Annotated in this window: 12 protein-coding genes; 2 read left to right on the top strand and 10 right to left on the bottom strand. The window is 46.7% G+C overall.

Annotated elements, in window-relative coordinates:
* The first annotated feature begins 5 nt into the window (after positions 1-5).
* Positions 6-647, top strand: a complete 642-nt coding sequence (gene pncA / locus BEB42_RS09535) for a bifunctional nicotinamidase/pyrazinamidase (protein WP_001135079.1) — start codon at positions 6-8, stop codon at positions 645-647.
* Positions 648-739: 92 nt separating this feature from the next.
* Here the strand turns inward: pncA and BEB42_RS09530 are convergent, their stop codons facing one another.
* From BEB42_RS09530 to msrB, 10 genes are all read right to left on the bottom strand, one after another.
* On the bottom strand, positions 740-2,098 hold the full coding sequence (locus BEB42_RS09530; RefSeq protein ID WP_000438818.1) for an MFS transporter: 1,359 nt from the start codon (positions 2,096-2,098) through the stop codon (positions 740-742).
* Between the two features lie 117 nt (positions 2,099-2,215).
* Positions 2,216-2,974: a DeoR/GlpR family DNA-binding transcription regulator gene (locus BEB42_RS09525; protein WP_000719088.1), complete on the bottom strand. Its 759-nt coding sequence runs from the start codon at positions 2,972-2,974 to the stop codon at positions 2,216-2,218.
* 136 nt (positions 2,975-3,110) lie between these two features.
* Complete coding sequence (gene ydjG, locus BEB42_RS09520) at positions 3,111-4,091, bottom strand: NADH-dependent methylglyoxal reductase (protein ID WP_000723726.1); 981 nt, start codon at positions 4,089-4,091, stop codon at positions 3,111-3,113.
* A gap of 9 nt (positions 4,092-4,100) precedes the next feature.
* On the bottom strand, positions 4,101-5,048 hold the full coding sequence (locus BEB42_RS09515; RefSeq protein WP_001354718.1) for a sugar kinase: 948 nt from the start codon (positions 5,046-5,048) through the stop codon (positions 4,101-4,103).
* Positions 5,049-5,052: 4 nt separating this feature from the next.
* Positions 5,053-5,889, bottom strand: a complete 837-nt coding sequence (locus tag BEB42_RS09510) for a ketose-bisphosphate aldolase (RefSeq protein WP_105267321.1) — start codon at positions 5,887-5,889, stop codon at positions 5,053-5,055.
* 20 nt (positions 5,890-5,909) lie between these two features.
* Positions 5,910-6,953, bottom strand: a complete 1,044-nt coding sequence (locus tag BEB42_RS09505; RefSeq protein WP_000798095.1) for an NAD(P)-dependent alcohol dehydrogenase — start codon at positions 6,951-6,953, stop codon at positions 5,910-5,912.
* 16 nt (positions 6,954-6,969) lie between these two features.
* Complete coding sequence (locus BEB42_RS09500; RefSeq protein ID WP_105267320.1) at positions 6,970-8,349, bottom strand: MFS transporter; 1,380 nt, start codon at positions 8,347-8,349, stop codon at positions 6,970-6,972.
* 26 nt (positions 8,350-8,375) lie between these two features.
* Positions 8,376-9,452, bottom strand: a complete 1,077-nt coding sequence (locus tag BEB42_RS09495; protein WP_105267319.1) for a zinc-binding dehydrogenase — start codon at positions 9,450-9,452, stop codon at positions 8,376-8,378.
* A 369-nt stretch (positions 9,453-9,821) separates the two neighbouring features.
* Entirely contained in the window at positions 9,822-10,094 is a 273-nt protein-coding gene (locus BEB42_RS09490; RefSeq protein WP_105267318.1) for a YeaC family protein, read from the bottom strand.
* 41 nt (positions 10,095-10,135) lie between these two features.
* The gene (msrB, locus tag BEB42_RS09485) at positions 10,136-10,549 is read right to left on the bottom strand and encodes a peptide-methionine (R)-S-oxide reductase MsrB (protein ID WP_001284618.1); all 414 of its coding nucleotides are present in this window, start codon (positions 10,547-10,549) and stop codon (positions 10,136-10,138) included.
* Between the two features lie 341 nt (positions 10,550-10,890).
* On the opposite strand from msrB, the gene gapA reads away from it, so the two are divergent.
* Positions 10,891-11,886 carry a glyceraldehyde-3-phosphate dehydrogenase gene (gapA, locus tag BEB42_RS09480; protein WP_000153502.1) on the top strand — a complete coding sequence of 332 codons (996 nt, stop codon included), beginning with the start codon at positions 10,891-10,893 and terminating at the stop codon, positions 11,884-11,886.
* The last annotated feature ends 16 nt before the right edge of the window (positions 11,887-11,902 follow it).

The following is an 11,902-nucleotide window of genomic DNA, read 5'->3' as shown; positions in this document are numbered from 1 at the left end:
CTGCAATGCCCCCTCGCGCCCTGTTACTGGTCGATTTACAAAATGATTTCTGTGCTGGTGGCGCGCTCGCCGTGCCGGAAGGTGACAGTACGGTGGATGTCGCTAACCGCCTGATTGACTGGTGCCAGTCGCGCGGTGAAGCGGTTATCGCCAGTCAAGACTGGCACCCGGCGAATCACGGCAGTTTTGCCAGTCAGCACGGTGTAGAGCCTTATACGCCAGGCCAACTCGACGGTTTGCCACAAACCTTCTGGCCAGATCACTGTGTGCAGAACAGTGAAGGCGCACAATTACATCCGTTACTGAACCAAAAAGCGATCGCAGCGGTGTTCCATAAAGGCGAAAATCCTTTAGTTGACAGTTACAGTGCCTTTTTTGATAACGGCCGTCGGCAGAAAACCACGCTCGATGACTGGTTACGCGATCATGAAATCGATGAATTGATCATTATGGGCCTGGCTACTGACTATTGCGTGAAGTTTACCGTGCTGGACGCGTTACAGTTAGGTTATAAGGTTAATGTGATTACCGATGGTTGTCGTGGCGTGAATATCCAGCCACAGGACAGTGCGCACGCGTTTATGGAGATGTCAGCAGCTGGGGCAACGCTATATACGCTGGCAGACTGGGAAGAGACGCAGGAGTAATTTTATGCTGGCCTACAATTCTGTACTGCCATTGTAGGCCAGATAAAACACGTCAGTGGTACATCTGGCAATTGACGCCATCAACGAAAGATTTAATTCACCTCAGAAATCTCTTCCAGCGACACCTTCCGCGTTTCGATGCCAAAAATGGAGAGAACCAGCGCACAGAGCACTAACATCACGCCAAGCACCATAAACACCGTGATTGACCCATAATGCGTTAATAGTGCCGCAACGCCATAAGGCGTGAAGACCGCGACGATCCGTCCGACGGCATTAACGAAACCCGAACCGCGCAGGCGTAAATGCGTTGGCCAAAGCTCCGGGATATAAACCGCCGACGCGAAGCAAACATACATGTATAAAAAGAAGATCATCACCAGGCCATAGATTAAAATCGCCCACTCTGTAGTCTGAATTGAATAGATATAGCCTAACATGGCAATAATAATAAGCAAGGCGGAGCCAAATAATCGACGAGGAAAATGATCAATAATTAATGCCGCAATAAATATACCTACCGGAGCGCCAATCATAATAACAGCAGTCATTAATATTGATTTATCAACATCAATGCCGGAGTTAACAAATATGGTCGGTATCCATACGGTGATGGTATAAAGTGAAATGTTCATTGCAATTAAAACAGTAATCGCGACTAATGTACGTCGTAACATTTCCCCTTTAAACAGCAGCCAGAAAGTACCATTGATTACGTTAGCCTTGCTGTTGCTCTGATTCAAAGTAAGCGGGGGTAAACGAACACTCTTCTCTCTTTCAATTTGCTGCTCTACTTCACGAAGTTGGCTTTCTGCACCTGCGATTTGCCCTTTCCCCGCCAACCATCGAGGCGACTCAATAAAGTATTTACCTGAGAGAAACCAGGCTAACAGTATGCCAATACCACCCAGCAGAAACATTATCCGCCAACTAAAAAAAGCGATAACCACCACGCCTATCGCCGCAGACAGCATGGGCGACCAGTTACCGACAAATGACAGCCGCGCGGACCATTTTCCACGCACCGTCGCGGGGATAAACTCCGTAAACGAAGCATAGCCAACCATAATCAGCGCCCCCATTCCTGTGCCCATCAGGAAGCGAAAGAAAATGAGCCAGTACATATCAGGGACAAAAGCGGCCCCTGTTGCCGCAATACCGACGATGAGAAGATTTATGCGAAAAGCCCTGCGCCGCCCAAAATAATCACCGATGAACCCACCGGTAAGAGAGCCGATGAAATAACCAAACATTAATGCCGAGGTAAAGGCAGCATTGAGGAAATTATTTGACCATCCATTGCTTACCAGCTTTGCTAAAACAACATTGCCTGAATAACTCAAAAAACCCGTTAATAACAGACTAAAGCTTATAATACCAAATATACGATAATGAAACCGGGCCAAAGGCAAGCGGTCCAGTCTTGCGCCAATTTGATCATATTGTTCCATTAGGTGCCTCGGATTTGCTAAAAAGGTAACAATTGCGGCAAATTCACTTGCCGCATCTTTATCATCATTTTATTTTCCAGGCGCAGGAACAAATAATATTGACAACGTGTGCTTAAATTACCACACCAGCTGGATATTATTGTCTTTGCAAAATGCTATCCACTCTGCACCCGGTGATTTATCAGTTATTATGTAATTAATATGACTAAAGTCAGCTAACTGGACAAAAGCTTTGCGATCAAACTTAGAGTGATCAACCAATAACGCAACTTCTGTCGCCTGACGGATCATTGTCTTTTTGATTTCAGCTTCCGCTTCGTTAGAGTCCAGCGCGCCGCTGTTAATATCAAGACCTTTACAACTCATTACCATGATATCGACATGGTAGCGGCTGATGATCTCTTTAGTAATTCTTCCTTGCAGGGAAAGTGTATTTTTGTTTAGTTCCCCCCCCGTTGAAACGACTTTAATTTCTGATTGAGCCAGAACATGAATCGCTTCCGCCGAGTTAGTTAGCAACGTCAGGTCACTACGGTCCTGCAACAATTTGAGCAATTCCATAACGGTACTACTGGAATCGGCTGCCATAGTGGTTTTATTGTCGATAAAGGGTAGCGCCTTGCGTGCAATAAGCTGCTTCTCTTCATAAAACGATGAAGCGCGCTTATAAAAATGGATATTCTCCGTCAACATCGCTGTATTTAAAACAGCACCACCATAGGTTCTGGTCAAAAAGCCTTCATCTTCCAGCTTCTCAAGATCGCGGCGAATGGTTTCTTCGGTTACCTGAAAAATCCCACTCAAATTTGAGACTGTCACCTTTTTATCGTTGGCAACCATTTGCTTAATTGCCTGAATCCTGTCTTTTGCCGCCACGATTACACCCCTGTATCTTTTTACATCACATTAGCGCGATTATCGCATAACCGATGTTTACTTTCAAAATAACCTGTTTGAATCACAGATTTTAATCACAGTTTTCACAGAAACAGAGGTGAATCGTGTTGAGTATTTAACGCTCCAGAGCCTCTGCCATTTCCCTCATCAATGTTGCGTCTGCATCCGATAAGTTGATATTCAGTGCCGCGACATTTTCACGTACCTGTTCCGGCGCAGTAGCCCCACTAAGAATGGAGATTAAATCACTCTGTTTTAATATCCACGCCAGTGCCAGAGTGGGAATTGTGCACTGATAACGAGCACAGAGTGGCTGCCACTGTTCAAGCATATCAATCACTTTCAGCATGTTTTCACGCTGGAACCAGACTTTATTTGCCCGAGCGCCGCCCGGAACATAATCACGAGTGATGGTACCGGTCAACAATCCCTGCTCTAGCGGGGAATAAACCTGTAACACAATGCCATTATCACGACATAGCGGCAGCAGTTCGCTTTCCATTGCCCGGTCGAGGATACTGTATTTCGCCTGAATAATATCCAGTTCACCATATTGCAGATACTCGCGGATATGGTCAGCATCGACGTTAGCAGCGCCTATAGCGCGAATTTTCCCTTCGGCCTTTAACTCATTGAGCACTGCGACAGTTTCAGCTATCGGCGTAAAAAATGGCGGCACCGACTGCCAGTGCGTCATGTAGATATCGATGTAATCAATACCCAGACGTTGCAAGCTGGCTTCTACCTCTTCGCGGATAGATTCCGGGGAAAGGTTTTTATACAACTGCCGATCGCCAACTTTGTTGAATAAACTCCCTTTTCGTTCCCAGACAATGCCGCATTTGGTTTCTACTACAACCTGTTCACGGGGCAGTTTTTTTAACGCCTGACCGACGATAACCTCACTATTGCCAAAGTTATATCCTGGCGCAGTATCAATCAGGTTAATGCCGCAACGATGGGCTTCAAGAATCGTATCAATACATATTTGCCGATCGAGATCGCCATTCCATGCAGGACCGCCGCCAATGGCCCATGTCCCCAACCCCATTCGCGAAAGCGTTATATCCGTTGTGCCTAAAGGTATCTTTTTCATTTGCCTTCATTATCCTTCGTATTCTTCCAGCAATTGTTCGACCAGCTTTCTGTTTTTTACACCGGTGGTGGCACCGACGCTTAGAACCGAGATAGCCGCCGTTGCATTGGCAAAGCGTGCGCATTCACGCAGATTTTTGTCTTCTAACAGAGCCGCTATAAAGCCAGAAGCAAAGTTATCGCCTGCGCCAATAGTGTCGATGGCGGTTATTCCTGCGACCGCCGGCACCTTCATCGTCATGTCACCACGCTTGATAAAGCAGCCGTCTTTACCCGTTTTAATCACCACCGTTTTTACGCCGCACGCAAGAAAGCAGTCAGCAATTTCATCCAGTGTCTCTTTCCCAGTGAGTAATTTTGCCTCGGCAAAATTAGGAAACAGATAATCGACATAACTCAATGCTTCGCAAATATCATCCAGCGTTTCATTCAACCGCGGTTTGATCATATCGGCACAGATAATCATCTGCCGGGCTTTAGCTTGCGTAAAAATTTCTGTTAGCGCTTTACCATCCAATAGAGGACTGTTGAAAATACTGGCCAGAGATAATAATTTCGCCTGAGAAAACCGCGAAAAATCAACATCGTCAATATTCAATTTCCACAGACTGCCGTTACGGTTTGTGACAAACGTCCGCTCGCCATCCTCCGTCACCAGTCCAACGTTAATAGAGGTATCTATGCTGACGTCCTGCTTCAGGCTTTGAATATCAATATTCTCTTTGCGGCAATGGTCGAGAATAAATTGCCCGGCGGCATCTTTACCAATACGACTCATTAATGCTGTGCGATGGCCCAGACGAGAAATAATTGTTGCTTCATTTATTGCATCACCCCCGGTGGTCATTGCGATTCTTTCAAGAGGATAAGAATCCACATCAAAGATATTTTTACTGACCGGTTGCAATGGAATATCAACAATAGCGGCACCTATACAAATAACGTCGAGATTATCCATATCATTATTCCGTTTTGCCATCAGAACCGAACAGTTTAATTTTTTCCAATGCCCGTTCTTTTACAGCTTTACGTACTTCACGTTCTAAATGCAGGAAAGGCTGATCCTGGTTTTCTTTCACTGCTACCATTGCGGCCTGACAGAGCTCCGTATGAATGTTGATTTTCGCGATACCCAACGAAATTGCAGTTTTAATGTCGGTATCACTGATCCCCGATGCGCCGTGCAAAACCAGCGGAACAGAAACGGCATCGCGTACGCGTTTGACGACCTCAAAGTTCAATTGTGGCTCTGACGTATAAACCCCATGCTGGTTGCCGATGGCGACAGCCAATGAGTCACAGCCCGTACGTTCAACAAATTCAGCCGCCTGGTCAGGATCGGTATAGTGATAGCCCGCCAGCGCTTCTTCATAAACGGTTTCATTACCGACATGCCCTAATTCTGCCTCTACCGGAATACCCAGCGGATGGAAGAAATCAACAGCCTCTTTGGTTAAACGAATATTTTCTTCGAAATCAAATGCGGAAGCATCACGCATTAATGAATTCATACCATGAGTCCAGGCGTTATGAATAATTTCCATACTCCGACCATGATCCCAATGAGTTATTACCGGCACCGTTGCTTTTTTTGCCATTGATACCATCATGTGAGAGAAATCTTCAAATGAGGTGTTCCCGACAAAACCTGTACCAAAAGAAATAATAACCGGTGATTTCGCTTCTTCGGCTGCGTCGATAACGCCCATCAACATTTCTGCATTCCATACGTTAAAATGGGCAATTGCATAATGTTTATTTGTGGCATCGTTTTCCCAATATCTGATATCTGCGAGCATATTCTGTTCTCCCGTATTAATTAATCGCTAATTTTAATAACGCCTTTAATAATGTCGCGTTTGTTGTTAACCGACTCTTCAAATGCCTGTTGTACATCCTGATAATCGTAAATATGTGTCACCATCGATTTCACATCGAATCGCCCTGAGGAAATAGCTTCAATCGTGACCGGATAACGATTGGCATAGCGGAATACTGTCTGGATAGTGACTTCGCGATTGATTTTGAGGAAATTGATTGCCGAATCGCCCGGTACAGTACCAACAATCATAATTTTACCGCCGCGCATTACCAGATAAGGTGCCTGTTTAACGGTGACCGCAGAACCCGCTGTTTCGAAAACAATATCTGCGCCCATTTCTTCGGTAAATTGCTGACAGCGTGCAATAGTGTCTTCTTTTGCGCCGTTAATAACCACTGTCGCGCCGAGCTGTTCCGCCATTGTCAGACGTTTTTCCAGTACATCAACGACGGCAATATCCGTAGCTCCCAGGCATTTGCATGCTTGCAACGTCATCAAACCAATACAACCCGCTCCCAGAATAATTATCTTCTTACCCGGTTTAACATCTGCCAGCATCGCGGCATGCATACCGACTGCAGCAGGCTCCACCAGCGCCCCTTCCATCGTGTCCATATTGTCGGGCAGTTTGTAAGTAAAGCTCTCCGGATGACACAGATAGTGCGTTAATGCGCCGCGGTAGTTAGGTTGTGTCGCCATAAAATCAACGTCCGGGCAAATGTTATATTTGCCTTCCAGACAGTAACGACAGTGACCGCAAGGAACGCCAGGTTCGATATTTACCCGATCCCCCGCTTTAAATTTGCGCACACGGCTTCCCACAGCCACAACCGTCCCGGCGCATTCATGACCCAGGCCAATTTCTTGATTTGGGTCTTTAGGCGGAATAAACGGGCCTGATTCAAAACCATGTACATCTGAACCACAAATACCGACATATTCTACTTTAATCAAAACTTCATCTTCTTTAGGCACAGGTATTTCTGCTGAAATAATTTTCATTGTGCCCGGCACCTGCAATATTGCTTTTGAATTTTTCATCTTGAATCCACCAGTATTATTTATTGACTACTGCATCAATACTTAAACTTTCAACGGAGACACCTTTGGTTTCAATTCCAATGGTGGCGATAGCAATTGCGACAATAATTGAAACCGCCCCCAGAAGAATAAAGACTCCCGTTACGCCATAACTACTGAGCAGCACTGCAACGGCATAAGGTGCGGCAATACCACTGATTCGCCCTACTGCATTCGCCAGACCGGAGCCACGTAATTTGGCCTCTGTCGGCCAGATCTCAGGGACATACACTGCCGAGGCATAGCAAACGTACATATAGACGAAAGTAATCAGGAAGAAACCAATCAGCGTTATGAGCAACATACTGGTTTGCAGTGAATAGATATATCCGAGCACCGCAATCAGGATTAATAGCCCCACACCCATTGTTTTACGCGGAATTTTATCCATCACCAGCATGGCAATAAAAATACCAAATGGCGCGCCAAACATACTCATGGTATTTAAAACAATCGAGTCTTTTAAATTAATCCCCTGGGTCATGAATATCGTTGGCAACCAGTTAATTAGTGTATACTGCACAACGTTCATGGCAATCAGCACACAAGAACCTAATATCACGCGTTTCAGTAATACTCCTGTCAGTAAGGCTGAATACGGCACCGCTTGTGGCGCTTTACCGTCATCAGCAATAACCACGGGCGGCAAAGGTTTACCCGTCTGGCGTATGACGCCTTCTTCTATACTCCGCATGACTTTCTCGGCTTCCTGATACCGTCCGCGCGATTCCAGCCAGCGCGGGGATTCAGGAAAGTAGCGCCAGGCCAGCGCCGTAGCGATAAGCGACAATATTGCAGGGATAAGCAGTTGTACTCGCCAGTTCCACTCTGCACTAATCAGCGGCGTGAGTCCCATCGCAATCAATGAACAGAGCGGATATGACCAGTTGCCAATAAAGGAAACCCGACTGGACCATGTTCCGCGATTTCTACCGGGCATATATTCGGTGAAACCAGCAAACAGCGTCACCAGTAAAGCTCCCAGCCCAACGCCCATCACAAAACGGCAGGCAATAAGGAAATCCATATTCGGTGAAAAAGCACCGATAACCATCGAGGCAATATGAATGGCCTCATAGAGGATGAATGCATTTCTGCGACCGGTTTTGTCACCGATGATGCCGCCAACCAGCGCACCGAGAAACATTCCGGCGGTCGTAATTGCTGAGAATGTGGCAGTGGTGGAATTATCTGTCCAGCCCAACTCTTTCAGCTGCGCGAGGATCAAGCCACCAACGGCATTACTCCAGCAGACAAGCAAGCCAAACGCGACGATGGCAAACATTGACGAATGCCAGCGGCAATCCGGTAAGCGATCCAGCCGTGCACCACAATGCGGTTTTGTTATCTGTTCCATGCGATAACGTTCCTTCAGGAGAGTAGTTATTCATCAAAGTCGTAAGTCATGATCACTTTGATTGCAGTTTTATCGACCATCGCATCAAACCCTTCGCGCCATTGCGACAGGCCGATACGATGCGTGATCATCGGTTTGACTTTGATAGCGCCGCTGGCTAATAGCCGGAGAGCGTTACGCCATGAGGTGGAGTCATAGGCCATATGCCCAATGATGCTTTTGTTCCAGGCGGTAATGTCATTAATCGAGAAATCAAGAGGTTTAAAGCCCATGCCAACGCGTACCACTTCCCCATTCGGGCGGAGCATTTCGATGGCTTGTTTCAATGCGATATTGGCACCGGAGCATTCAATCACCAGTCCCAGATTGTCTTTGCCACAAATTTGCTGGCAGCGCGCCACCACATCTTCGGTAGAACCATTTACTACAGCCGTCGCACCCAGTTCTTTTGCAACCGGGAAGCGGACCGCCACATCTTCTTGTAGACCAACGACGACGATATTTACCGCCCCCATAATCCGCGCCATTTGTACGGAGAACAGCCCGAGTGGGCCAGTGCCGATGACGACTACATCCTGACCAGGGAGGAATTTCGATTGCTGCGCGATGGATTTGTAGGCATTGCAGATAGGGTCAAGTACGGCTGCGTCCTCATAATCAACACCATCAGGGATTTCCCACAACGCATGACGATGAATTTTGAGAATTTCACCAGGAACCAGACAATATTTGGAAAAACCACCGCCCCACGTATTGTTATCCAGACCAAGGTTTACTTTTTCTGTACAACACAGAAAATCACCTTGTTCACAGGCCGGACAAACGCCGCAAACGTGACCGCTGTTATCCGACACGACGCGTTGCCCCACTTTCCAGTCTTTGACTTTTTCACCAACCTGCGCAATACAACCTGCGAACTCATGGCCGCGGATAGAGTTAAACTCATCAGAACCGCTATCGACATTGTAGTGCTTCATGTCTGCGCCGCAGATTGCCGCAGCTTTAATTTCAACCACCACATCTTCCGGGCCACAAATGGGTTGTGGGACATCGATCATCTTGTAGCCGCCAAAGGCTTTGCCAAACCGAGCCAGTGCTTTCATTGCGTCATCCTCTGTGTTTTGTTTTGCTTAGATGGCCATCATACTTACCCACATGATTTTTGAGGTCAACACCAAATCTTTAAAACACAGATATTGATCTGTGTTTTACAACTCAGATCACAATTACGCAGAAAATGGCTGGGTCTGTTACAGGGTGATGGAAGGTGGAACGCAAAATGAGCAAATTTGAGAGGGATTACCGGCCAAATAGGTCTGAGACTTAAGTTCAGGAGAAGTCATTCAGGCGTGAACGCGACTGCAAGAGACCGGGCTGGGACTTAGCCAGGTCGGGGCGAGATAATTGAGATGAGTCGTGGGGTTATTGTTGGCTATCCCCTTTATAACCGCGGCAAAAAGGGGATAAACCAATCATTTAAACATGGCAATAGGCTTTGCTGAGATACCAAAATCTTCTTTTAACTGTTGTTTGCTCTTCATAACCATCTGACCATTTGTGTCAATTGTCATATGCTGAGCTTCGGTATTATGGCGGGCTTGCCACAGCATCACCAGTTGCAGGCAGTTCTCTTTTTGTTCCTCGGTCAACGTAACGCCATCAGGCCATTTCCCCAGCTCAACGGCAGTCGACAAACGCTGGTATACATCAGGCGTCATGCTGTTGATAATGTCATCAAGATTCATAATTTTTCCGCTCCTGTGGAATAAGTTGCTGAATCGTTTTTTCAACCGTTGATTTCTTCGCCGTTTTCGCCATCGGTAAAGCGTAAAGAGGCTGAGTTAACACAATAACGTTCACCCGTTGGCTGCGGCCCGTCGGGGAAGACATGCCCCAGATGGGCATCACAGTTACCGCAACGAATTTCTATGCGCTGCATTCCATGTGATAAGTCTTTGATATAACGAATGGATTCTTCACTCACCGGTTCGTAGAAACTGGGCCAGCCACAGCCGGAATCATACTTGGTTTGGGAATGAAACAGCGGGGCATCGCAGATCAAACAGTGATATACGCCGTCACGCTTGTTATGCAGTAAACGACCCGTAAATGGCGGCTCTGTCCCATGATTCTGCGTCACGTAGAACTGCATCTCGGACAAATTTTTTTTCAGTTCTTCTGCCGAAGGTTTATTAGCCATTTGCTTACATCTCACTTTAATCGTGCTCACATTACGTGACTGATTCTAACAAAATATTAACACCAACTGGCAAAATTTTGTCCTAAACTTGATCTCGACGAAATGGCTGCACCTAAATCGTGATGAAAATCACATTTTTATCGTAATTGCCCTTTAAAATTCGGGGCGCCGACCCCATGTGGTCTCAAGCCCAAAGGAAGAGTGAGGCGAGTCAGTCGCATAATGCTTAGGCACAGGATTGATTTGTCGCAATGATTGACACGATTCCGCTTGACGCTGCGTAAGGTTTTTGTAATTTTACAGGCAACCTTTTATTCACTAACAAATAGCTGGTGGAATATATGACTATCAAAGTAGGTATCAACGGTTTTGGCCGTATCGGTCGCATTGTTTTCCGTGCTGCTCAGAAACGTTCTGACATCGAGATCGTTGCAATCAACGACCTGTTAGACGCTGATTACATGGCATACATGCTGAAATATGACTCCACTCACGGCCGTTTCGACGGTACCGTTGAAGTGAAAGACGGTCATCTGATCGTTAACGGTAAAAAAATCCGTGTTACCGCTGAACGTGATCCGGCTAACCTGAAATGGGACGAAGTTGGTGTTGACGTTGTCGCTGAAGCAACTGGTCTGTTCCTGACTGACGAAACTGCTCGTAAACACATCACCGCTGGTGCGAAGAAAGTGGTTATGACTGGTCCGTCTAAAGACAACACTCCGATGTTCGTTAAAGGCGCTAACTTCGACAAATATGCTGGCCAGGACATCGTTTCTAACGCTTCCTGCACCACCAACTGCCTGGCTCCGCTGGCTAAAGTTATCAACGATAACTTCGGCATCATCGAAGGTCTGATGACCACCGTTCACGCTACTACCGCTACTCAGAAAACCGTTGATGGCCCGTCTCACAAAGACTGGCGTGGTGGCCGCGGCGCTTCCCAGAACATCATCCCGTCCTCTACCGGTGCTGCTAAAGCTGTAGGTAAAGTACTGCCAGAACTGAATGGCAAACTGACTGGTATGGCGTTCCGCGTTCCGACCCCGAACGTATCCGTAGTTGACCTGACCGTTCGTCTGGAAAAAGCTGCAACTTACGAGCAGATCAAAGCTGCCGTTAAAGCTGCTGCTGAAGGCGAAATGAAAGGCGTTCTGGGCTACACCGAAGATGACGTAGTATCTACCGATTTCAACGGCGAAGTTTGCACTTCCGTGTTCGATGCTAAAGCGGGTATCGCTCTGAACGACAACTTCGTGAAACTGGTATCCTGGTACGACAACGAAACCGGTTACTCCAACAAAGTTCTGGACCTGATCGCTCACATCTCCAAATAAGTTGAGATGACTCTGT

Origin of the sequence: Escherichia sp. MOD1-EC5990 (genome assembly GCF_002965285.1) — a bacterium.
In the GTDB taxonomy this organism is placed as follows: Bacteria; Pseudomonadota; Gammaproteobacteria; order Enterobacterales; family Enterobacteriaceae; genus Escherichia; species Escherichia coli_F.
Note: the sequence above shows the minus strand (reverse complement) of the source record. Positions and strands in the feature narration are given on the sequence as shown.

Coding starts and splice junctions, on each gene's coding strand:
- pncA (WP_001135079.1), top strand. CDS start 6: ATGCCCCCTCGCGCCCTGTTACTGGTCGATTTACAAAATGATTTCTGT.
- BEB42_RS09530 (WP_000438818.1), bottom strand. CDS start 2,098: ATGGAACAATATGATCAAATTGGCGCAAGACTGGACCGCTTGCCTTTG.
- ydjG (WP_000723726.1), bottom strand. CDS start 4,091: ATGAAAAAGATACCTTTAGGCACAACGGATATAACGCTTTCGCGAATG.
- BEB42_RS09515 (WP_001354718.1), bottom strand. CDS start 5,048: ATGGATAATCTCGACGTTATTTGTATAGGTGCCGCTATTGTTGATATT.
- BEB42_RS09510 (WP_105267321.1), bottom strand. CDS start 5,889: ATGCTCGCAGATATCAGATATTGGGAAAACGATGCCACAAATAAACAT.
- BEB42_RS09505 (WP_000798095.1), bottom strand. CDS start 6,953: ATGAAAAATTCAAAAGCAATATTGCAGGTGCCGGGCACAATGAAAATT.
- BEB42_RS09500 (WP_105267320.1), bottom strand. CDS start 8,349: ATGGAACAGATAACAAAACCGCATTGTGGTGCACGGCTGGATCGCTTA.
- BEB42_RS09495 (WP_105267319.1), bottom strand. CDS start 9,452: ATGAAAGCACTGGCTCGGTTTGGCAAAGCCTTTGGCGGCTACAAGATG.
- BEB42_RS09490 (WP_105267318.1), bottom strand. CDS start 10,094: ATGAATCTTGATGACATTATCAACAGCATGACGCCTGATGTATACCAG.
- msrB (WP_001284618.1), bottom strand. CDS start 10,549: ATGGCTAATAAACCTTCGGCAGAAGAACTGAAAAAAAATTTGTCCGAG.
- gapA (WP_000153502.1), top strand. CDS start 10,891: ATGACTATCAAAGTAGGTATCAACGGTTTTGGCCGTATCGGTCGCATT.